The 23,759-nt window shown below is 45.4% G+C and carries 21 protein-coding genes; 18 read left to right on the top strand and 3 right to left on the bottom strand.

Translation table 11 applies throughout. The annotated features are described in order from the left end of the window. Window positions 1-215: 215 nt before the first annotated feature. The 3 genes from AC1DE7_RS07835 to AC1DE7_RS07825 all read left to right on the top strand — a co-directional run bounded on the left by AC1DE7_RS07835 (window position 216) and on the right by AC1DE7_RS07825 (window position 2,112). Window positions 216-1,301, top strand: a complete 1,086-nt coding sequence (locus tag AC1DE7_RS07835) for an HD-GYP domain-containing protein (RefSeq protein WP_036608620.1) — start codon at window positions 216-218, stop codon at window positions 1,299-1,301. Between the two features lie 161 nt (window positions 1,302-1,462). Further along, window positions 1,463-1,918, top strand: a complete 456-nt coding sequence (locus tag AC1DE7_RS07830; RefSeq protein ID WP_477534084.1) for an SRPBCC family protein — start codon at window positions 1,463-1,465, stop codon at window positions 1,916-1,918. Between the two features lie 32 nt (window positions 1,919-1,950). Beyond that, entirely contained in the window at window positions 1,951-2,112 is a 162-nt protein-coding gene (locus tag AC1DE7_RS07825) for a hypothetical protein (RefSeq protein ID WP_157258459.1), read from the top strand. 1 nt (window position 2,113) lies between these two features. Here AC1DE7_RS07825 and AC1DE7_RS07820 read toward each other — a convergent pair whose 3' ends face one another. After that, window positions 2,114-3,334 (bottom strand): MFS transporter, encoded by a 1,221-nt coding sequence (locus tag AC1DE7_RS07820; protein ID WP_477534083.1) that lies wholly within the window; start codon window positions 3,332-3,334, stop codon window positions 2,114-2,116. Between the two features lie 239 nt (window positions 3,335-3,573). Between AC1DE7_RS07820 and AC1DE7_RS07815 the strand changes: the two genes are divergently transcribed. Further along, window positions 3,574-4,155 (top strand): TetR/AcrR family transcriptional regulator, encoded by a 582-nt coding sequence (locus tag AC1DE7_RS07815; protein ID WP_477534082.1) that lies wholly within the window; start codon window positions 3,574-3,576, stop codon window positions 4,153-4,155. An 80-nt stretch (window positions 4,156-4,235) separates the two neighbouring features. Continuing rightward, entirely contained in the window at window positions 4,236-5,204 is a 969-nt protein-coding gene (locus tag AC1DE7_RS07810; protein WP_405159187.1) for a D-2-hydroxyacid dehydrogenase family protein, read from the top strand. Between the two features lie 177 nt (window positions 5,205-5,381). Here the strand turns inward: AC1DE7_RS07810 and AC1DE7_RS07805 are convergent, their stop codons facing one another. Beyond that, window positions 5,382-6,419 (bottom strand): LacI family DNA-binding transcriptional regulator, encoded by a 1,038-nt coding sequence (locus AC1DE7_RS07805; protein ID WP_477534081.1) that lies wholly within the window; start codon window positions 6,417-6,419, stop codon window positions 5,382-5,384. 386 nt (window positions 6,420-6,805) lie between these two features. Between AC1DE7_RS07805 and AC1DE7_RS07800 the strand changes: the two genes are divergently transcribed. From AC1DE7_RS07800 to AC1DE7_RS07740, 13 genes are all read left to right on the top strand, one after another. Next, window positions 6,806-7,855: a 2,3-butanediol dehydrogenase gene (locus tag AC1DE7_RS07800; protein ID WP_074094829.1), complete on the top strand. Its 1,050-nt coding sequence runs from the start codon at window positions 6,806-6,808 to the stop codon at window positions 7,853-7,855. A 181-nt stretch (window positions 7,856-8,036) separates the two neighbouring features. Then, window positions 8,037-9,350: a hypothetical protein gene (locus AC1DE7_RS07795; protein ID WP_315373369.1), complete on the top strand. Its 1,314-nt coding sequence runs from the start codon at window positions 8,037-8,039 to the stop codon at window positions 9,348-9,350. Between the two features lie 330 nt (window positions 9,351-9,680). Further along, complete coding sequence (locus AC1DE7_RS07790) at window positions 9,681-10,784, top strand: NADH:flavin oxidoreductase (RefSeq protein ID WP_339187825.1); 1,104 nt, start codon at window positions 9,681-9,683, stop codon at window positions 10,782-10,784. A 398-nt stretch (window positions 10,785-11,182) separates the two neighbouring features. Beyond that, a complete protein-coding gene (gene nagZ, locus AC1DE7_RS07785) occupies window positions 11,183-12,523 on the top strand; it encodes a beta-N-acetylhexosaminidase (protein WP_339187823.1) in 1,341 nt (446 codons plus the stop codon). Window positions 12,524-12,564: 41 nt separating this feature from the next. Continuing rightward, window positions 12,565-13,269 carry a response regulator transcription factor gene (locus AC1DE7_RS07780; RefSeq protein WP_047842720.1) on the top strand — a complete coding sequence of 235 codons (705 nt, stop codon included), beginning with the start codon at window positions 12,565-12,567 and terminating at the stop codon, window positions 13,267-13,269. Continuing rightward, a complete protein-coding gene (locus tag AC1DE7_RS07775) occupies window positions 13,266-14,249 on the top strand; it encodes a sensor histidine kinase (RefSeq protein WP_127546982.1) in 984 nt (327 codons plus the stop codon). The genes AC1DE7_RS07780 and AC1DE7_RS07775 overlap by 4 nt, the downstream gene beginning before the upstream one ends. 313 nt (window positions 14,250-14,562) lie before the next feature. After that, window positions 14,563-15,333, top strand: coding sequence for an ABC transporter ATP-binding protein (locus tag AC1DE7_RS07770; RefSeq protein WP_076318070.1), 771 nt, complete (start codon window positions 14,563-14,565; stop codon window positions 15,331-15,333). Beyond that, window positions 15,308-17,266: an ABC transporter permease gene (locus AC1DE7_RS07765; RefSeq protein ID WP_047842722.1), complete on the top strand. Its 1,959-nt coding sequence runs from the start codon at window positions 15,308-15,310 to the stop codon at window positions 17,264-17,266. The genes AC1DE7_RS07770 and AC1DE7_RS07765 overlap by 26 nt, the downstream gene beginning before the upstream one ends. A 173-nt stretch (window positions 17,267-17,439) precedes the next feature. Then, window positions 17,440-18,885 carry a 4-hydroxyphenylacetate 3-hydroxylase family protein gene (locus AC1DE7_RS07760; protein WP_477534080.1) on the top strand — a complete coding sequence of 482 codons (1,446 nt, stop codon included), beginning with the start codon at window positions 17,440-17,442 and terminating at the stop codon, window positions 18,883-18,885. Between the two features lie 234 nt (window positions 18,886-19,119). Further along, the gene (locus AC1DE7_RS07755) at window positions 19,120-19,827 is read left to right on the top strand and encodes a response regulator transcription factor (protein WP_477534079.1); all 708 of its coding nucleotides are present in this window, start codon (window positions 19,120-19,122) and stop codon (window positions 19,825-19,827) included. Further along, window positions 19,805-21,262: a sensor histidine kinase gene (locus AC1DE7_RS07750; protein ID WP_477534078.1), complete on the top strand. Its 1,458-nt coding sequence runs from the start codon at window positions 19,805-19,807 to the stop codon at window positions 21,260-21,262. The genes AC1DE7_RS07755 and AC1DE7_RS07750 overlap by 23 nt, the downstream gene beginning before the upstream one ends. Window positions 21,263-21,297: 35 nt before the next feature. After that, on the top strand, window positions 21,298-22,377 hold the full coding sequence (locus AC1DE7_RS07745) for an AI-2E family transporter (RefSeq protein ID WP_076318067.1): 1,080 nt from the start codon (window positions 21,298-21,300) through the stop codon (window positions 22,375-22,377). Between the two features lie 28 nt (window positions 22,378-22,405). Further along, window positions 22,406-22,804 carry an Asp23/Gls24 family envelope stress response protein gene (locus tag AC1DE7_RS07740; protein WP_047842725.1) on the top strand — a complete coding sequence of 133 codons (399 nt, stop codon included), beginning with the start codon at window positions 22,406-22,408 and terminating at the stop codon, window positions 22,802-22,804. Window positions 22,805-22,873: 69 nt separating this feature from the next. Here AC1DE7_RS07740 and AC1DE7_RS07735 read toward each other — a convergent pair whose 3' ends face one another. Beyond that, a complete protein-coding gene (locus AC1DE7_RS07735) occupies window positions 22,874-23,719 on the bottom strand; it encodes an AraC family ligand binding domain-containing protein (protein ID WP_477534077.1) in 846 nt (281 codons plus the stop codon). Window positions 23,720-23,759 lie beyond the last annotated feature (40 nt).

The raw sequence follows: 23,759 nt of genomic DNA, 5'->3' as shown, positions 1-23,759 counted from the left end.
AGGCACAAAAGTGTGTAAAAGTTTAAAACCGGGACTAATTTGGATGTTGGAGTGAGGATAAAGTCTTAGGCGTTCGTATTTACCATTGTGATTAAGGTCGTTTGAACTATGTATGAAATGAAGAATTATAACGATATAAAGAAGTATAGGTATTTTTGTGGCCCCGTTCCGTTGGGTGCTGTTACTATAATGAATTGTTCAGGGGGAATACCGATTTGAGAATCCATATTATGAACCTGCAAGACGGAGACCGTCTAACTGCGGATACATTCAGCGATGCAGGATTACACGTTCTCGGGAAGGGAACTGTGATCAAAGGTGAGGATATCACCTTGCTTATGCAGCACCGTGTAGATTATGTAGATATTGAATCACGCGAAGAGGAAATCACTGAAGCAGAATTTTTTGCAGCAGCCGCAAAGCATGCTTCGGGGATAACTACGAAGGAAGAACCGCCTGAAGAAGAGCTGAAGTCCCAATTTATTCAGACTGTACATAATTATCAAAATGCTTTTCTCGAAGCTCTGACCGTTGGCAAGTTCAACGCCACCATGGTGGATGATGCACTGCAACCGATGGTTGAAGGACTGGATGAGCAGAAAGATGTCGTTCATCTCCTGATGATGCTGGAGCGGGATGACGTCAATAACTATACACATTCAATCCAGGTAGGATTGTTGTCATTCTACCTCGCGAATTGGCTTGGATATTCTCAGAAGGAGAGTTATCAGATTAGTCGCGGTGGTTATCTGCATGACATTGGAAAGTGCAAAGTTTCCCACCGGATTCGGAACAAAACAGAACCATTGACGGCGGATGAGCAGCTTGAAATGCGGCGTCACACCATATATGGCCATGAAATTATCAAAAATTCGATGACGGATGAAGCGACAGCACTGGTTGCTCTGCAACATCACGAGCGGGAAGATGGGTCGGGTTATCCGATGCAACTTGAGAAAAGTGAAATTCATCCATATACACAGATTGTATCTGTAGCGGATATCTATATAGGCATGAGATCCGGGAACCACGGAGGAAGCAATCCAAACCTGATCAACAACCTTAGAGATATCTATGGAATGGGATTTGGTAAACTGAATGAAAAACCGGTTCAGGCATTGATGCAACATTTGCTTCCTAATTTCATCGGGAAACAGGTACTGCTCAGCAATGGAGAAAAAGGTGTTATTGTCATGAACAATACGTCCGATATTTTCAAACCACTCATCAAAGTGGAGTCTGAAGAATATCGCGATCTCTCCAAAGAGCGTACGCTTGCCATTGATGAATTGCTTATTTAATCTAAATATGATCTGTATTCCTTACTTATATTGAGAACGGGCCTCCTGTAAGAAGACAGGGGACCCGTTTTTTTGTTATATCATCCTAGATGTGTTGTTCGACCAAGGAAGCAAGCGTATACTTTGCAAAGACCTTATTTTCCTGCCAAGGAGCGATCGCTATGATTGAAGTGACAACCGAGATTACGATACATGCCTCGATTGAACGATGCTTTGACTATGCCGGGGATATTGATGTACATACTCAGACCGTCTGGCAACATACAAGAGAGCGAGCAGTTGCAGGAGTAACCACAGGAAGAATTGGAGCAGGGGATACCGTTACATTTCGGGCTACTCATTTTGGAGTCAGGCAGAAGTTGAAGTCCCGAATTGTGCAGTTTGAACGACCTTTCCTCTTTGTGGATCAGATGGAGAAAGGGGCTTTCAAGAGCATGCGACATGAACATCATTTCAGCGTAATTGGGGATCAGATAACTTGCATGAGAGACACACTTCGATTCGAAGCTCCACTTGGATTGCTGGGATGGGCAACGGAGCGACTTGTGCTGAAGAGATACATGCAGGCATTTCTAGAGGATCGTAATCGTAAGCTCAAAGATATGCTTGAGCAGTAGCCAGAATTGAATGGATAGAGGAGAGAAGACATTTGATGGAAAATGAATATTTTGTAGGTTGGGGCACACTTGCCTTGATTAATGCCGGACTGGCTCAGGGAAAAAACAGAAGTGGTCGGAACTGGTTTCTGATTTCCCTGTTATTTGGTCCGTTGGCAACCCTCTTTATTGTGGTGTGGAATAAACTGGACTAATTCAACGATCGAGATTCCGATGCATATAACGATCGATCATCCAGAATACAAGGGCTGTTGCACTAACGCCAGCACCTAACCAGCAAACGGCTGTCCAGCCCGCCCATGCATACACTTGGGTAGAAACGATGGAGCCGGTTGCACTGCCGATGGAATAAAAGATCATATAAGCTGCCGTCAGGCGGCTCTGCGCTTCGGGACGAACTTCGTAGATCAGGCTCTGGTTGGTAACATGTACGGCCTGCACGGCGAGATCGAGCAGGATAACACCCAGGATCAGAAACCAGAGAGAATGATGGACATAACCGATGGGTAGCCAGGACAAGAGCAGAATGACAAGAGCGACACCGGTTGTTTTCTGCCCAAGGCCCCGGTCGGCAAGTTTACCTGCACGGGCAGCAGCCAATGCTCCCGCCGCTCCTGCGAGACCGAATGCACCTATGACTGTATGAGACAGGGACAGTGGAGGGCTACTTAGTGGCAGAACCATGGAAGTCCATAAGATGCTGAAGGCTGTAAAAATCAGCATGGCCAGCACACCTCGTACTCTTAACACACGCAACTCACGGTACAGTTGCAAGACGGAACCGAGTAATTGGAAGTAGCTTTGTTTTACTTGTGGGGATTGTTGCCTTGGGAGAACAAAAAATAAGGCGACAATTCCGAGTAATGTAAGGCTGGCGGAGAAGAGATATACCGATCTCCACCCGAACCAATCGTTCAGCGTACCTGCAACCGTTCGTGCAAGTAGAATGCCAATGACGATCCCGCTGGTTACCAACCCGACAATGCGACCACGTTCGGAAGGGGCTGCCAAGTGTGCAGCAAAGGCAACGAGCGTTTGCGTAATGACCGCGAGTAGACCTACGACAGCCATGCCCGTGAATAAAAGTGAGCTGGATTGTGCGGTTCCTACGAGAACCAGTGCAAGCACGGATAAGAGCATTTGAATGATGATCAGCTTGCGACGATTTAAGAGGTCACCAAGGGGAACAAGAAGGAACAGCCCCAAGGCATAACATATTTGAGTCACTGTGATGACAATCCCTATGGATGATGGAGAGAGGCCAAACTCATGAGCAATGGAGTCCAGCAAAGGCTGAGCATAATAGATATTGGCGACCGCAAGTCCGCTGCACACGGCAAAAAGAAGAGCAACTAACCGTGACATGGCAGGACGATCCTTATTGGATAATTGTGCATCTGGAGAAGAAGTTTGCATAAATGGATGTCACCTTTCTATTCTGTACTGATTGGTATGTTATGTTTCGGGATAACCATACTTTATTTGCGTGAATTCTGTCAACAGAGAAATGGCTGAGATTTTCAATTTGGTTAAAAACGCTTTATGGAGGAGTTTACTTAATTTTAATAATTTTAAATGAGTGATCTTTGACTTATCCATTGTTATGAGGTTAAAATATATAAACATACTGATCGATACATAAAGAGGTGAATTGTATGGTTAGACAACGGGAATTCGATACGGATAAAGCACTTGATGCAGCGATGCATACGTTTTGGGACAAAGGGTTCGAAGCGGCATCTTTAAATGACTTGACGACCGCAATGGGCATACAACGTCCCAGTCTGTACGCGGCTTTTGGCGATAAAAAGGAATTATTCGAAACAGCACTTCGCAGGTATACCACTCAGCACGCGGCTCAAGTCAGAGCCAGACTTCAACAGGGCTCCTCCGTGCGGGAAGCCTTTCGTGGATTGTTTGAACATATTGGAGCAGAGGGGATTGTGACCGAGCCTAGTCACGGCTGTTTTTGCATTAATACGATGGTTGAGCTGGCTCCACATGATCCCAAATTCGCTATCCTTACACGGGAGCATCAGATGTACCTGGGTGTTCTTTTCAAAGAAACGATAGAACGAGGGCAACAGAGCGGGGAGTTGTCTACTGACATGAACGCGAGTGCGGTCGCACAGTCCCTGGTAGTATCCATGATTGGACTGACTGTACTGATGAAATCAGGACCAGACCGCTTATTTGTAGTGCAGAGCATCCAGGTTACGCTGTCTTTGCTGCAGTAATAGGGATTTATTCTGTTTAAAGTGATGCGGAGTTGCTACAATATATACAAGAATTGAGCAGATATAGGAGGAGATCAGAAATGAATACGAAGTTGCGTTGTGCCGTTTTGGATGATTATCAGAACGTTGCGCTGACGTCGGCGGACTGGGGGCCGTTGATGGATCAGGTGGAGATTCAGACATTCAACAACTATATGGGCTCGGAAGAAAAAGTCATTCAGGAATTGCAGGATTTTGATATTGTAGTCCTGATGCGGGAACGTACACCGTTTCCAGAGAAGGTCATTTCGCAGCTCCCTAAGCTAAAACTTCTGATTACAAGTGGTATGCGCAACGCGTCGATAGATCTCAAGGCTGCAGAGCAGAACGGGATCATTGTGTGTGGAACTGAGGGAAGCTCTAATCCGCCGACGGAGCTTACATGGGCACTGATTCTGGGGCTGTCCAGACAACTGGTTACAGAAAATAATGCACTTCGCTCTAATCGAAACTGGCAGAGCACAGTAGGATTGGATCTGCATGGGAGAACACTTGGATTGCTTGGTTTGGGCAAGATAGGTACTCGCATGGCTGAGATCGCACAAGCATTTGGCATGAATGTGATGGCCTGGAGCGAGAATCTGACACAAGAGAAAGCCGAAAAACATGGTGTCATCTGGTCCGAGACCAAGGAGCAATTGCTTGCACAGAGCGACATCGTATCCATTCATCTGGTATTGAGTGATCGTACGCGGAATCTGATCGGACAAGCCGAATTTCAACTAATGAAATCGAGTGCGCTACTCATCAATACGTCGCGAGCGGGCATTGTTGATCAGGAAGCTATGGTGGAGGCATTGCAGCGTGGTGTGATTGCTGGTGCAGGTCTGGATGTATATGAGCAGGAACCGCTACCCGTTAACCATGTGATGCGAACATTGCCCAACGTTCTGGCCACACCGCATCTGGGTTATGTGACTCGTGGCAATTATGAGATCTATTATAATCATACCGTAGAGAATATAGCGATGTTCCTGAAGGGAACACCGATCAGACAACTGCTTTCTTAGAATGAACGTATGCGGAGTATGACTCTGCTATAGTTATATAGAATCAACGACAAATAAGGTGCTGCCAGGAAAGAGTTAGACCTGAGCAACACCTTTTTAGTATATCTGTGTAGCAGGACAAATAAAGGGATAGCCGTAAAATATATTCTATCCTAATGCCCATACCCCTCACCAAATTTAACTGTGTTGTCCTCGCTGGGAGGAATGAATCATGGCGACGCTTGATTCACGAACGATTAAGCGCGGTTCAAATTGGATGTGTTCGTAATCGGTCGTATTCATCTCCCGAATTCGTTTTAACAACAGCTCAGTAGCAAGTCTGGCGACTTCTTCGCCCATAATGGACACGGAACTAATCTGAGGAGACGTGACGGTTGTCCATTGATTGTTATCCACACCCACAACAGCCACATCTTCAGGTACACGAACCCCTAACTCCTTGAACCGATTAACCAATCCGATGGCAACCATATCATTAATGGCATAGACGGCATCTGGCATATGCGTAAGTCCGTAAAAATAATCTGCAGCATTGGCACCTGTATTCAATGAAAAGTCCTCACCAAAGTAGACGAGAGAAATGTCCACATGGCCTACGGCTTGCTCATACGCACGAAAGCGTTCTTCAATAATGTCCTTCGGTGCTCCCGCATATGCAATTCGAGTTCGACCGATCTTGAACAGATGTTCCATTACCAATTTTCCTTCAGGTTGAGAGAGAGAGACGATATCCGCTTTCATGCCCGGTTCCAGTTTTTTGCCGTAATTAATCATGGAGATAGGGAGCGGCGCTTTATCAATCAGTCCGGGTAACGTTTTGGGGTACGCCAGAGGCATGAAGATTAGTCCGTCCACATGCAATTTTTTTACATTACGAATGGTTTCAAGCTCCGTTCTGGCATTGCCTGCCGTATTGATCTGCACGACATGGTACCCATGCTGCTTCGCCGTTTGCTCTACAGACCAGGAGATTTCCGGAATGATGGCGTTACGTATGTCGGGTACAACAAGCGCGATCTGGTGCGTTTGCCGGATTTTCAGACTCTGTGCCGAGGTGTTGGGTACAAACCCCAGTTCTTCAATGGCCAGCATCACTTTATCTCGTGTTTTACTGCTGATACCTTCTGAATTGTTAATGGCCCGGGATACGGTAGCGATGCCCACGCCGGCACGCTCTGCAACGTCCTTGATCGTAAGTTTCTGTTCTTTCCTCAATGTACGGTTACCTCACTTTATCGGAAACGATTCCGAATTATTAGGAATATGTATGAACTTCACGATAGTTATATAACTTGATTATAACATTTGAACAATGAACTATCCCGTGAAAGGGCCAGATTTATGGCCAGGCCTGATTAAATTTCAATGGATCAACAATAATATTTGCCATAATATATGTTAATAACAAGGATTACATCGTTTGTAATACCGCTAAGATCACTTGAATTAAAGTATAAGCATTCTAAAGTGAACTCGATATGATCACGAAATAGACATATTAGTGGAGAAATATGTTTGACAGCGTATCTAAAATGTGACATATTTAATTTACGGAAACGTTTCCGATTATATCACAAATTATGATCTGGGAGATGAAATGAATGAAAGCATTACGTTGGCATGGAGTCAAAGATTTACGTCTCGAAAATATTAATGAACCTCACCCTGAAGAAGGAAAGGTCAAAATAAAAGTGGAATGGTGCGGTATCTGCGGCAGTGATTTGCACGAGTACACAGCAGGTCCAATCTTCATTCCCGCTCAAGCACCGCATCCGTTAACAGGGGAACAAGCTCCTATAGTTATGGGGCATGAATTCTCAGGACAGGTGGTTGAAGTAGGGGAAGGTGTTACACGTTTCAAGGCGGGCGATCGTGTTGTGGTAGAACCCATCTATGCATGTGGACACTGCGAAGCTTGTAAACAGGGCAGATACAATCTGTGCGATCAGATGGGTTTCCTTGGACTCGCTGGAGGCGGAGGAGGATTCTCCGAGTATGTAACTGCTGCAGAAAACATGGTACATGCCATTCCGGATTCAATCTCGTATGAGCAAGGTGCGTTGGTTGAACCTTCAGCTGTAGCACTTCACGCTGTGCGCCAAAGCAAGCTGAAAGTGGGAGATACGGCAGCCGTGTTTGGCGCAGGCCCAATCGGGTTACTGGTCATCGAAGCGCTTAAAGCTTCGGGAGCATCGGATATTTATGTAGTGGAGTTATCGGATGAACGGAAAGCAAAAGCCGAAGAGCTCGGTGCCATTGTGATTGATCCAACGCAGTTTAATGTCGTGGAAGAGATCCATCAACGTACACAAGGTGGCGTTAACGTAGCTTATGAAGTAACCGGTGTTCCACGTGTTCTGCAACAAGCCATCGATTCGACACGTATTGGTGGAGAGTTGATGATCGTCAGTATTTTTGAACAGGAAGCGCCGATTCACCCGAACTCAATTGTCATGAAAGAACGTACAGTTAATGGCATTATTGGTTATCGCGATGTGTTCCCGGCTGTTATCAGTCTGATGGATAAAGGTTTCTTCCCGGCTGACAAGCTGGTGACCAAACGAATTTCGTTGGATGAAGTGGTAGAGCATGGATTTGAAGCACTGTTGAAAGAGAAAAATCAGGTTAAGATTTTGGTAAAAGCTGAATAGAAATCACAGACATTAAGAACAAGTAGACAGCACATCAACAGATGTGATTGTCTACTTTTTTTGTATAAATAGGGCGAAATTTGTTGCATGTGCGGGTGGTTTTACATAGTATAAAAAGATACAAATTGTATCATCTTGGTGTGAAGGTAATGATGATGAAAAAATGAAGGAGGAAGCGGACATGCAGAGACATACAAAATGGACAGCCGTAATTTTGACCATTGTCGCAGGAATGAGCTGGATGCTTATGGGGAACTCCAAGCCGAAAAACACCACCTCAACGAGTCAACCCCCTGCGACGGAACGTGGGCTTGCCAAGGTGTCGAATGCACCGATCAGTTCAGCGGATGTAACATCGAAGATCGAACTGCTAGGCAGACCTTTTACCAAAACACCATATGCTAATAACGTCTGGGACATGCAACTGTACAACGGCAAGATATATTTGGGCCACGGAAATAGTAGCAATCTGGGCGTAGCTCCTAATTCAGGCCCTATTCCAGTCATTTATTATGATACAGCGAATGCAAAATTCAAGACCCAGTCGGTGACGAACAGCAACCCGGGCATCTTGCCATCAACGAAGATGTATGTGGATGAGGAACAGATTGATATCTACAGAGTACTAAACGACAAGTTATATATTCCTGGCAATGATTCTGATAGTGAACAGTGGGAACTGGGCAACTTCTATCGTCTGGATGGAGAGGTGTGGACCAAATATCGCAATCTGCCGCTGGGTGTACACGTATACGATTTGGCATCTTATCAGGGCAAGATGTTTGCCGCGCTGGGTACAGAGTCCAAACCAACCATTCTAATCTCTCATAATGAAGGTGAAACTTGGCAAAAATATGCGACTATTAATACGTTTGGTTTCCGGGCTTATACCATGTTCCATCTTAATGGCAAGTTATATGCATCTGGCATGATGTATCCTGCCAATAAAATATGGAATGACAAAACTAATATTTTGGAGATTAATGAAAATCTTGAGAAACGGGATGTTGTCATCTATGGTAACAAAATGCTGCCTGGAATAACCTATCAAACGGGCACGATTCCTTATAATAAAATAGGCAAAAATGTTAACTTCAATAACAAGTTGCTCTATATAGCAGGTGGCGTGTTTAATGATGGGCAGCTGCTGCCCAAATCTTTGAATGTCATGACCGACATCAATCAGGCAAGGCGAGTTAATCTCCCGGATACCAAGGCGCTCCCAACCGATGTGCTGTTGCGTGAAGGCAAGGTATATGTGCTTACGTATACTCGCCAAAGTGCCAATCTGTATATCAATCGGGTCTACCAATCAACGGATCTGACCACATGGAATGAGATTTTACGTTTTAATCAGGACACTTATGCCAAGTCTTTCGAAGAGAACGAGGGTGACTTCTACTTTGGTCTGGGTACGGATCCGGATGTGTTATCGACTTCATCAGGGAAATTGCTTCGAGTGAATCGCAGTGATATCCCCGTGAATGCTAATTAAATTGGAAGGAAGATTATGGATTATATACTATGCTACATCCACATTATTGGTGACCGGGAAAATACCTGTTGTATCGTAGATCGCAGGACGGATTGCTGTGGTAGTGTGTTCAAACAGAGGCTGCCGTAAGGTAGCTTTCTTTTTTTCTATAAGAGTAGTTTGAACGCCCAACTTCGAAAATTTGAAAATAAAATTAAGAAACTATAAAATGGATAGAGAAATAATCCTAAACCAGTCAACTGGATTACACGTGTTACAATATACAAAAGCATGTCGCATTTCATGTGGATGCGGAGTTCCACACTTCCAATTGCAAAGGAGCAATGTACTATGAACGTACCTTCAGCATTATTCAAACCTTTCACCTCGGACAAGCTAACATTGTCTAATCGAATCGTTATGGCACCCATGACTCGCGGATTCTCACCAGAGGGCGTACCTGGACCAGAAGTTGCTGAATACTATCGTCGCAGAGCAGCAGGTGGAGTGGGGCTCATCATAACGGAAGGTACAGGCATTAATCATCCATCTTCGGTTAGTGGAGCGAGTATTCCATTATTCCATGGTGAAGATTCATTGCAAGGATGGGCTAATGTAGTGAAAGCAGTACATGAAGCGGGTGGCAAAATCATGCCACAATTGTGGCATGTGGGTACAGCACGTCGTTCCGGTGACTTGCCTAACGCAGAAGCTGAGCCTGTAAGTCCGTCAGGGGTTAGCATGGCAGGTGAACCATCACGTGAACCATTAATGGAAGAGGAGATTCAAGGTCTTGTACAGGCATTTGCCCAAGCGGCAGCGGATGCACAGCGAATCGGGTTTGACGGCATTGAACTGCACGGAGCCCATGGATACCTGATTGACCAATTCTTCTGGGAGCAGACGAATCGACGGACCGACAATTATGGTGGTGATTTGGTACGGCGAACCCAATTTGCGGTTGAAGTGATTGAAGCTTGTCGTGCGGCGGTTGGTCCTGATTTCCCAATTGTGCTCCGGTTCTCCCAATGGAAGATGGGGAATTATGAGGCACGTCTGGTGGAGACGCCAGAACAATTGGAGCAATTCTTGACCCCGCTTAGTGCTGCTGGCGTGGATATATTCCATTGCTCTACACGCCGGTTCTGGTTACCGGAATTCGAAGGATCTGAGCTGAATCTTGCGGGTTGGACGCAAAAAATAACGGGTAAACCAGCTATTTCAGTTGGATCGGTAGGTCTTGAAGCGGAATTCGTAGACAGAGCAACCGAGAACCAGGGAACAGGTGATGCCCATTTGGATCAATTAAATGAGAAGTTGGAGAACAATGAATTTGACTTGATCGCCTTGGGTCGTGTTCTGCTTAGTGATCCCGAATGGCCTGCCAAAGTTCGTGAAGATCGCATATCCGAAATCATTCCATTTACAACGGAAGTGTTGCAAACACTCCATTAATAGAAGCCTAATAACGTTTGGTGAAAGGTGAACTAACACTGAACGGCAACGATTTACAACGAAAAGTAAAACAAAAACGAACAAATAGGCCGCCTTTGGGCGGCTTTTCGATTTGTCTATACTAATAATTTCAACATATGAAAAATTCACAATAGAAAATCGTTTTCTGCACCGTTACTCCTTTTTATTCTCCACATACATCGCACACGCGCCTAGTCACAACACCATTAAGTTCCACATCTCAGGTTCCAGTGCAACCACTTTTTTTACCGCTTAAGTGTCTGAACAACGATTCAATCCTCAGAAGCGCTCATTTTGAAAATCCACCACCTTATGATAAGGTTAGGCCTGAACCCAAGGGTTGCCAAGATGACATTACATAAGGAGGATGAATATCCTTGCACAACTATAGGTACAACTCGAACAATAAATGGAGAAAACCATTGCATATGATGTGTCTTCTGCTGGGGATCGTTCTGCTTTTATCGGCATGCGGCCAAGCACAGAAACCTTCCTCCGCGACGGACTCGAATACCGGATCGAACGCTGGCTCAAACTCAGGGCAATCTTCCTCATCGCCGGAGCAGAATACCGCGCCACCGCAGGAAGAAGTACCAGAGGAACCGCAAGAAGAAGTCGATCCGGTGCAGGAGCAACTTAGTTCATTAACGTTAGAAGAGAAGATTGGACAGATGATACTGGCCGGTGTTCAAGGGACAACGTTGGATGATCAAGCCAAACAGATGATTACCGATCAAAAGGTAGGGGGCATTATTTTCTATGCCAACAATGTATCGACACTCGAGGGAACAGCCAATTTTGTACAATCCATCAAGGAAGCGAATCAGTCCAACCCGGTACCGATCTTCATGAGTGTGGATCAGGAGGGCGGCAAAGTGAGCCGTATGCCGGAGACGGTGGAATCCATTCCTTCCAGTAGAAAAGTAGGGGAGACGAAAGATAGCGCGCTTGCTGAAACGATGGGCGAATTACTGGCCAGACAAGTTCAGCTTGCGGGTTTTAATGTGGACTTTGCTCCTGTGTTGGATGTGAATAGTAACCCGAAGAACCCGGTGATTGGAGATCGTTCATTCGGCAGCTCGGCAGAACTGGTGTCACGTATGGGGATTGCAGAGATGAAGGGACTACGTAATGAAGGCATTATTCCGGTAGTGAAACATTTTCCGGGTCATGGTGATACGTCCGTGGACTCCCATCTCGATCTCCCTGTCGTGAATAAAACGGAAAAACAACTGGCCGAGCTTGAATGGATTCCGTTCCAGGCCGCAGTGAAGGAGCAGGTAGAGGCGGTCATGGTTGCACACATTTTGTTCCCGAAGCTGGACCCGGATCATCCGGCTTCCTTATCGGATGTCATTATAGGTGAACATTTGCGCGGGAAGTTCAATTATGATGGTGTCGTCATCACAGATGACCTGAGTATGGGTGCAATCGCGAAGAACTACAAGTTAGACCAGGCAACCCTAGCAACTGTTAAAGCAGGAAGTGACATTCTGTTGGTAGCTCACAGTTATGAGAGTGCCAAGACGATTTTTGATACGCTAATAAGTGCAGTAAAGTCAGGCAAAATCACCGAGTCCCGAATTGATGAAAGTGTATATCGTATCCTGGCATTGAAGCAACAATACAAGTTATCCGATGATCAGAAAGCTTCCGGAGACCTGAAGCAATTGAATGCAGATATTGTGGATTGGCGTAAGCAAATCGATGCTAGATAATAAATCCTGTGTTATGATTTTGCCAGAGGTGAGATCCAATAATGTATACCATTATGATAATAGAGGACGATCCCAAGATTGCGGGATTATTAAAATCACATATTGAACGCTACGGGGACCGGGCCGTACTGGTCGAGGATTTTGAGATGATTGTGCAACAGTTTGAGCAGGTACAGCCACATGTGGTACTTCTGGATATCAACTTGCCCAGTTACGATGGTTTCTATTGGTGCCGCCAGATTCGTACGCTGTCTACATGCCCCATTTTGTTTATCTCCGCACGGAGTGGGAAGATGGATCAGGTCATGGCACTGGAGAACGGGGCGGATGATTATATTACGAAGCCATTTGAGCATGAGATTGTTATAGCAAAAATTCGAAGTCAGCTACGCCGGGTATATGGGGACTATGCTGCTCGTGATGAAGAACGCAAGGTGGAACTGGACGGTTTGGTCGTGTACTTGGAAAGACTGGAGATTCAGCTTGGTGATCGCAAAGTACAGCTGACGAAGAAGGAAACGATTCTGCTGGAAACGTTACTCCGCCGCAGTCCCAAGCTGGTGAGCAGAGAGACAATCTTGGAGAAGCTGTGGGATGACTCTTTTGTGGATGACAATACACTCAGCGTAAACGTTACTCGGGTGCGTAAACGATTAGCCGAACTTGGTATTACGGACGCACTGGAAACGGTCAGAGGTTCGGGTTACCGATTGAACAATACCTGGAAGGCCTCTTCACCATCATGAGATTGTTTATACGAGAACATCTCGCTTTAACGTGCTGGGTTGTTGCCATCTTGTTCACCGTTGTTGCAGTGTTCTGGTATGACGGTTACAACGATTGGGTCACGGCTGCTTATGCCGTAGCGTTGGGATTATTTTTATACATCGGATATTTGGTGTATCGTTATTATTCACATCGCTCCTTTTATACCCGGATGTCACGGTCGATGGATTCGCTGAAGGAATTTGTACCATTGAACGAAACAAGTCCTTTATCACTGGCGCTGGAAAAGCTGCTGGATTCACAATACGGACAGTACCATGCTCATCTCCATCGGCTGGAACAACGGCAGCAAGAATATCTGACATTCATGAACCAGTGGGTCCATCAGATGAAGACACCGTTATCCGTTATTGAGTTGACCGTGGAAGGTCAGGAAGATGATGATCCTCGGCTCGTAAGCATTCGGGAGGAAGCGGACCAGATGAGGCGAGGCTTGGAGACTGTGCTGTATGTGGCCCGGTTGGATACCTTCGAACAGGATTTCAGTGTCGAACCTGTGATACTGAAGACCGCTGGGGAAGAAGCGATCCATGAGCTCAAGCGATTCTTTATTCGCAATCACGTCTATCCAGAGATGCATATCGATTCTGCGCTGGTTGTGCAATCCGATGCCAAGTGGATTCGTTTTGTCTTGGTACAGTTACTGTCCAATGCAATCAAATACTCCGCGGGCAGCGGGCAAAAGATCTATGTACGTGCGTATGAAGCCGAACGCTCCATCATACTGGAAGTGCAGGATCAGGGCATCGGAATTCCGAAGTCTGATCTAAACCGGGTATTCCAGCCTTTCTTCACCGGGGAGAACGGGCGGCATTTCAAAGAGTCCACAGGCATGGGGCTATATATTGCCAAAGAAGTGTTAACACGGATGAATCATAGGATTGATCTTGAATCTGTGTACGGCGAAGGAACGACTGTCCGAATTACATTCAACTCTTGAAGTGACAGGTTGAAGATAAGATTGGGACGTGAGGTCTGTATTTTTGTTGAATAAGTGTGAGTGGAGTATATATTACAGTGTGAGTGTAAGTATAGACGTCTATTGCCTGATCGGGGCGAAGGCGTCTTTTTGATTTTTATGATGCAACCTTACAACATTGTCATGTTGATGAAAGGTTAAACCATAGGAGAATGGCCGAAACTTCGATAGACTATAGTCATAAGAGTACAGGAAAGGCCACGCACAATACGCATGCACACAGCATGAAAAGTAACTTGATTTTGAATTAATATATCACTAAGGAGTTGTAACCATGGAGATTTGTTCTGTGAAACAGATCAGTAAAATCTACAAAGGCATCGTATCTTATGAAGCGTTATCAGGTATTGACCTCAGTATTCAGGAAGGTGAGTTTGTTGGCATCATGGGACCATCCGGTAGTGGCAAAACAACACTGCTGAACATGATCTCAACCATTGATCACCCAACATCAGGCGAACTGCGGATTGCAGGGAAGAATCCGTTTGAATTGAATCAGGACGAACTCGCGCTGTTCCGGCGCAAAGAGCTTGGATTTGTTTTTCAATCGTTCAATCTGTTAAATACCCTGACAGTCAAGGAAAACATTGTGCTGCCACTGACTCTTGACGGTGTTTCGCTAGCAGAGATGAACACTCGTGTTGAACATCTGGCAAGCAAGCTGGGGATCGAGGGTATTCTGAACAAACGGACATATGAGATATCAGGAGGACAGGCACAGCGTACGGCCATTGCCAGAGCGCTTATCCATTCCCCGAAGCTGATTCTGGCCGATGAGCCAACAGGCAACCTGGATTCGAAGGCGGCAAGAGATGTCATGGAGATTCTCGAAACTCGCAATCAGGAGGATCAGGCTACGATGCTGCTGGTCACTCATGATGCAGTAGCTGCAAGTTATTGCAGTCGGGTTGTCTTTATCAAGGATGGCAAACTGTATAATGAAATTCACTACGGCGATAATCGCGCAGCCTTTTACCAGAAGATTATTAATGTATTATCCCTAATGGGAGGTTCAGGACATGAATTTTCGCCAGTTCGCCATTAATAACGTTGTTCGTAACAAACGAATTTATCTGGCTCATTTTCTGAGCAGTACATTTTCCGTTATGATCTTTTTTACTTACGCATTGCTCCTGTTCCATCCTGATTTGAAAGCGGGCTTAAAGGGATCAAGTGGGACGGTTACGTTGCTTGCAAATCAGGGGTTTGTGATTGCAGAGATCATTATATTCATCTTTTCATTCCTGTTCCTGCTCTACTCCGTTGGTTCATTTCTGAAGACGCGCAAGAAGGAATTTGGTATTTTCTTGATCATAGGCATGACACGTAAACAGATGAACCGGCTCCTGTTTATGGAGAACATGTGTATCGGATTAGCCTCCATTATTACCGGGATTGGACTCGGAATTATTTTCGGCAAATTGATCCTGCTGATCTGTGGCTCCATGCTGGCTGTTGAGAACAGCCTTCGATTCTATTTTCCGCTAAAAAGCATTGCCCTGACGGCAGGTGCATTTCTGCTGCTGTTTGTTGTGATCGCGATGTCCTCGTCCTTGCTCATTCGCAAAGGAACTCTCATTGACCTTGTGAAATCAGAGGAAAAACCGAAACCGGAACCCAAAGCCTCACGTCTACTCGCCTTGTTATCCGTATTGTTGATTGGTGGGGGTTATGCAGGAGTATTCACTTTTGTATGGATAAGCTTCTCCTTTCCGTTATTACTCGCAAGTGTCGTGGTTGTTATTGCAGGTACGTACTTTCTGTTCACGCAGCTCAGTGTATACATCATTCGGGCACTGAAAAGAAATCCAAGGTTGTTTTTCCGTAAAACCAATCTGCTCTTCCTATCTGAACTTACCTATAGAATGAAAGATAACGCCATCATGTTTTTCATGGTAAGTATCATCTCGGCTTCTTCATTTACGGGAATTGGCACCATGCTTGCTATTGCTGACCCGGGGTTGTCGTCCATGTCGAATCCGTACGCATTCAGTTATATGAATAACTGGTATACTCCAAACTCCGAGCGACATATTCGGCAGATTGAAGAAACGTTGATTGATAATCAAGTTCCCTACGTGAAGGGCAGTTATGCTCCTATAGGTGAAAATAATAATGGGAATATTATCAAACTGAGTGATTATAACCGTCTTGCGAAGGCACTGGGGTATGAAGAACGTACGTTGAAACAAATCGATGAGTCATTTATGACACCAAGCAATTTGGCGATGCGCAAGGAGTACCGTGAACAGGTTGAAAAAGGAGCCTCGGGAGGAAAGATCAATCTGGAGGTTGATAATCAGCACATACCTGTCCAGCTATCGACACCTGGTACCGATATTGTGATTCCTTTTCAATATGAAATTTATCTCTACGTCGTAACCGACGAATTGTTTAATAAGATGAGACCTGCGTACAACGAGGAAGTTGGCATGCCTGAAGGTTTCTATTCGAGTCGAACGATACAATTTATCGTGAAAGATTGGATGGGTACACGCAGCTTTGCTCCTGAATTGATCAAATCCATTCAAGATGATCATTCCGAAAAAGGTTATTACGAGGTCAGCGCGCTTGTGGTGGATTGGCTTAATTCCAAGCAGACCAATGGCATCATTCTAATTTTGAGCGGCCTGATCGGCATTGTTTTCTTCACCTTTGCAGCAAGTTTCACGTATTTCAGACTTTACGCAGATCTAGAACGGGATGAAGCGCAGTATCGCATGATTGGCAAAATGGGACTGAGTCGTCCCGAACTCCGTAAGATCGTAACAAGGCAGCTATTGCTTATGTTCTTCCTGCCGATTCTGGTGGCGGTCATCCACAGTTCGGTTGCCTTTGTGGCGTTGCAGCAACTGGTTGATTTCTCGGTCTTTGGATACAGCCTGCGCATCTTCTTGGTGTTTGCTTCCATGCAGATTTTGTATTTTGCACTCGTTCGCTGGCGGTATCTGCGTCACATGTATTCCAAATTAGTCTAAAATAGCATGGCCCAACAGACACCGGACTCTTCGCTCGGTGTCTGTTGACTTTTCTATCCCTGGCACAGTACTATTTTGTTAGATACAAAATGTATCATTACATAGTTTCTCAAGCAGTTAGAAGGATGGAGTTACAGAAATGTCAGGCCGGTGCCTGAGAGGGAGGACATATCATGAGTATCACGATGTCTCGTGGACAAGCTTACATTCAACGTTTGAATGATGAGCGGAATGTATGGCTGGACGGAGAGCGTATCCAGGTAACTGGGCATCAGGCCTTTCAGGGAACACTTCAAACCATAGAAGGATTGTTCAATCTGGTGGATGACCCGGAGACAAGGGAAACCGTGGCCTATTGGGACGAACAGACGGGAAGTTACGTGCATCGCTCTTTTCTAGTGCCTCGTTCACTTCCTGACGTAAACAGCAGGGCGGATGCTTTTCGGCTCTGGGCCGATCGGACGTACGGGGTGATGAGCCGATTGTCTGATTATGCCCGATCCCGGCTGACAGGTTGGTATGCAACACGACAAGAGATGACAGCGCATGACCCGGCATTTGCAGACAAAATATCCGCTTATTTTGAACAAGCCAAACGAAAAGATGCATTCCTGACGATTGTCCAGCGGGACCCGCAGATTAATCGTTCCTTGCCTGTTGGTGAAGATGAGGATGCCATGCTACGGATTATCAAAAGTAATACGGAGGGCGTAGTCATTCGCGGGGCCAAAATGGTGGCAACAGCAGCGCCTTATGCCGATGATATCATTGCTTATCCCGTTCAACGAATTCCAGGCCACCTGCCAGAGCTGGCCCATATGGTAATTGTACCCGCGGACAGTCCGGGCTTGCACATGATGTGTCGTGAATCTTTTGCCACAAAAGATACAGATAAATCACATCCACTCAGTGCGCAGTATGATGAGATGGATGCTGTATTATTTTTTGATGATGTATTTGTGCCCTGGGAACGTGTATTACTGCACAATAACCCTGAAGCCGTATGGCAGATTCGCTGCAATACAGCTTCGGCCAGTCTGGCCTACCATCAGAGTGTCATTCGATTACACTCGAAACTGGAGTTCATTACAGCCGTGACCTCATCCATTGCCAAGGAGATCGGGGTAGACTCTTTCCTGAATGTGCAGGAACAAGTTGGAGAACTGATCAGTCAGATGCAGACTATCGAGGGACTGATTATTGCTGCTGAAGCACAGTCCAAGCCGGACGCATTTGGCAACTGGCTGCCGGAATTCAAATATATTGAAACCGCACGTAATCTGGGAAATCACTATTATCCCCGCGCGGTGGAGATTTTGAAGACGATTGCTGCGGGTGGTCTGATTCAGATTCCTTCAGGTACGTTTGAGATGAATGAAATGATGGGTTCCATGATTGGCAAATATCTTGGCGGAGTAACGATGCAAGCCCCGGAGAAGATTCGACTCTTTCAACTCGCATGGGAGCTGACCGGAAGTCCACTCGGAGCAAGGCATGATCTATATGAACGTTTCTACGCGGGTGATCCCGTGCGCAATCGGGCGAACCAATATGTGCAGTATGACAAGGAACGTTTATTGGGGAAAGTTGAGCCGTGGCTTCGTTCGCTTAAGGACTGATCTGATGATCTAATACAAATGGTCCGAATGAAGATTGAAAAGCCTGAATGAAGAACGAAAAGCTTGAATGTAGGCTGAAAACAGCCCTATTTTAGTTAATGCCTTGGCCTGAGCCAGGGCTCTATTTCTATTTATTTAGATTATCTTTAGAAATGATTTAGGTTGAATTAAGAGACGTAGTATATAGTAATAATGTAGAGATAGGCATAGAGTATAGGAAATGAGAGGAATAACATGAGATACACCGTATTAATTGCAGATGACGAACCAGAGATTGTTGAACTGCTTCAACTATATCTGGAGAAGGACTATACCATTAAAACTGCGGTGAATGGAGCCGAGGCATTACAATGCATACGTTCAACACAGATCGATCTGGTCATACTGGACATCATGATGCCTGTAATGGATGGATTGCAGTTGATCAAACAGATCAGAGCCACATATCACATGCCTGTACTGTTCCTATCCGCCAAAAGTCAGGATCACGATAAAATCCTTGGACTTGGACTTGGGGCAGACGATTATATAGCGAAGCCGTTCAACCCGCTTGAGATTGTCGCCAGAGTAGAGGCGTTGCTCAGAAGAGTTAATCAATTTGATGCAGCGGAGATCCCCGAAGCGAAAGAACAGAATCTGGTATTAGGTGATCTGACGCTGGATCGATCCCAATGTATCCTTTTTCGTTCAGGAAGTCCTGTAACATTGACCTCTACAGAGTATAAAATTATGGAATTGTTGCTTGATCAACCTGGTCGAGTGTTCACCCGTAAAAAAATATACGAAGCGGTCTGGGGCGACTATTATGCGCACGAGGACAGCACGATTATGGTACATATCAGCAACATTCGGGAGAAGATCGAGTGTGACTCCAGACAACCGGAATATCTCAAAACGATAAGGGGACTGGGATACAAAATTGAAGCGCCCATGGAAAGCTAGAGAAAAGCGACTGTTGCAGACATCCCTGACTTTGGACTTCTTACTGTTCAACTTCTTTTTGCTGTTACTGGTATTGATTGTGTACCTTATGGTTTCACTTGATGTCGTGGATTTTCGCATTTCGGATCAGGTGGTTGATCCGGATCTGAATGTTGAAGCCCACGTGTATGTAGCAGAGCTGGAGAACGAATTTTATTCCGGTGGAGGTTCGGTGTCGAAAGGCAAAGACACAGAGATTCAACGTCTCAAGGATAGCGGCGGCTGGATTGAAATTCTGGATGCGAATCGCAATGTCATTCATCATGTGGGAGACAAGCAAGATGCGTTCACGCAATACAGTGAAGCCGATCTGTATGATGGACTCGAAAATCGGAGTGACCAAGAATACTATTATTCGATCACTCCCCTCTCGACAGAAGGAGCGGCAGCGTATGTATTGCTCAAAATCCCGCGTGATCTGGTCAGCGTGCGAATTAATGATAATCAGTTGATTACTAATCTGAAACATCCATTATCCTTTTACATTATGATTGGCATCGGTTTGGTTTTATTGTTGATCTTTGTCTATAGCTATTGGGTCGCACGGAGAATCAAAAAACCACTCAGTATCCTCTCCTCGGGTCTTACGCAGATGATACAGGGAAATTATAGTACACGGATGTCGATCTCAGCCGAGAGGGAATTTGTCCAGATAGGTGAGACTTTCAACTACATGGCGGATGTCATTGAGAACACCTCTGCGGAGAAACGTTACGCGGAAGAGAGCAAACAGCGACTGATTGTAGACTTATCACATGATCTGAAGACACCGATAACATCCATACAGGGATATGCGCAGGCATTGGTGGAAGGACGTGGGGAGGACAAGGATAGACAGCAAAGATATCTGGGATACATCTATAACAAGTCTGTTCAAGTTGCACGCATGATACAGAATATGCTGGAGCTGCTCAAGGTGGATTCGCCCGATTTTCGCATGCATATTCAGAGAAGAGAGATTGGAGAATTCCTGCGCGAGATTATGGCAGATACCTATGGGGAGATTGAACAGAAACAGTTTGTCCTTCATGTACTTGTTCCTGATGAGGTGATCTACGCGAGGTACGATCCGGAGCTGTTATCCAGAGTCATCCAGAATCTGATTACCAATGCTCTGTCTTATAATCCAATCGGGACCGAACTACGCGTCGAACTCATTCCGCTTCATACCCATGTGGTGATAGAGGTGGCAGATAACGGAGTGGGCATACCTCAAGAACTATGGTCAACGATCTTTGACCCGTTTGTACGAGGGGATGAGGCGCGGACAGCGACCGGAGGCACCGGACTTGGTTTGTCCATCGCACGACGTAATACGGAGAAAATGGGCGGACGGCTGATCCTTTCCCGGCGTGGGCGAGAAACCACCGTGTTTAGCATTGAGATTCCAAATTAAATAAGAGAAGAAATGTCCATGTGGGGGGAAATATTTTGTTCAAAGTAAATACGTTTGTCCGGTTCAGTATTGCACTGGCGCTGATATTGGTTAATATCTATTTATTATCACGTGTAAGCTTCATCTTTCAGCCGCTCGTCACCATGATCACGGTCATTACCGTGCCGATGATGTTGTCGGTGTTCTTTTATTATCTGCTAAGGCCGCTTGTGAATTATATGGAGAAAAAGAAAATAAATCGCACGCTAAGTATTTTGCTAATCTATCTGGTTATTGCTATTCTGGGAGTGTTCTTCATCATTGGTTTATGGCCATCGTTACGTGAGCAACTGTTCAATCTGGTCGATAACGCACCAAGTTTAATTAATTCATTAAGTGACCAGCTCAGAGAGCTGGAGCAAAATGGTGCCATTCAGGCCTTGTTCCCTGAGGGCTCGACACCTTTCTCCCAGATCACGGAGTATATCAACAAAGGATTTAACTTTGTAACCAACTATGTAAGTGGATTTTTCTCACTTGTTTCCAGTTTTGCGATCATCTTGTTTACACTACCGATCCTTTTGTTCTATATGCTGTTACAAGGCGAGAAATTTGGTCGTAAATTGGCACATATTGCTCCAAAACGTTTCCAAAATGACAGCCGTGATGTTGTAATTGAGATTGATCAGGCGTTGAGTGGTTTTATCGTGGGAAGAGTTTTGGTCAATCTGGCGCTGGGTGTACTGATGTATATCGGTTTCTTGATCATTGGACTGCCGTACGCATTACTGCTCACGGTAATTGCGGTCATCATGAACTTTGTTCCGTTTATCGGAGCGATTGTGTCGTCCGTACCTATTGTGATCATGGGTCTCGTGGTATCACCATCGGTTGCCATCTGGTCTCTGATTATTATTCTTGTCGCTCAGCAGATTCAGGACAACCTGGTTGCACCGTACGTATTCGGCAAAAAGCTGGATATTCACCCGCTCACGACCATCATTCTGGTGTTGGGTGCAGGCGATCTAGGTGGAATTATTGCCATCCTGATTATTATCCCGGTTTATATGATCGTTAAAATTCTTTTGGTTCGAATCTATAACATGTTCTTTAAGGACAAATGGCAGAATGCATAGAATTTAATTATTCGAAGGAGTGGAGCACATGTCTGAAATTATCGAAAAACAATACAATGAACCTGAATATATCGCACCTCAATCTGTTCAAATGGGTACCATTCACATCTCGAACGATGTGTTATCCAAGATCGTGGGAATGGCCGCTCAATCAACGGCTGGTGTATCCTCCATGTCCGTTGGACTGACTGAAGGGATTGCCAAGAGTATCAGCGGCAAGAGCCTGCAAAAAGGGATTGACGTACACGTCAAAGACGATCAGGCAACCATCCAGCTGCGCATCAATATTCAATATGGCAACAAGATGCACGAGGTCTGCCGTGAACTTCAACATAATGTTCAACAGGCTGTAGAACAATTAGCCGGCGTTATGGTCGATGAAATCAAAGTGCAAGTTGTTGGCATATCCATGCCGGAGACGGTATAAACCAACGTATAGAATGTAAGGAATCACGACTGTAAGGATAAACGATTGGCACAAACAGCACCTTCCCAATTAACAACTTAACTGGGAGGGTGCTGTTTTATGTTTGCGGTAGTAGGTGGGCGCTTCACCCATCACTTTTTTGAACATTTTGGAGAAAAGCAATTGATCCGTATAGCCCACAGAACGGGCAATATCACCAATGGTCAGGCCGGGATCAAGGGTCAATTCGGTAGCCCTGCGCATCCGGTAATGAACCAGATACGACTGGATGCTGCTTCCCATCTGGTCCTTGAAGAGAGAGCACAGGTAACTGCGCTGCAAACCGACATGGGCCGCGATGGACTGAACGGTAATGGCATTGGCATAGTTCATTTCAATGAAGTCCATTACCTGCGTAACGTACGTTTCCTTCGAATAATCAGGCATGGGTTGAAGATGCTCTGAATTAGCCTGATCAATCAAAATAGAGAAGAATTGATACAACAAACCAGTCATGCTAATCTCCCAGCCTTTGTGGGTATTGCGGGAATTGATCATTCGGTGCAGGCAGGATCGCATCTCGTCATCCTCATTACCCAACTCAAAAATCGGGTGATGCTCGGACAGACATGCTTGCTGTAAAAAGGAAGAACTATTGCTGCCTTGGAAAGCAACCCAGCTGTATTCCCAAGGGTCATCCTGATCTGCTTCGTAATGAACAACAGAGTGCGGAACGATCAGAAATCCTTGCCCTTTGTGCAGTGTATACGTTTTGCCACCAACTTCGAAGGTGCCTTTGCCATTCAAAATATAATGAATTTTATAATAGTCTCGCATGGCAGGGCCAAAGTGGTGACCTGGCGTACAGGCTTCGGTTCCATAATGAAGGAGCTGAAGCTCCTGAAAATGATTGTTTTTGAACATATACGTAATCAAGGGTATTCACTCCTGTACGATTTTGTCTCATCTTGCATTT

Source organism: Paenibacillus sp. 10L310, from assembly GCF_056395745.1.
Note: the sequence above shows the minus strand (reverse complement) of the source record. Positions and strands in the feature narration are given on the sequence as shown.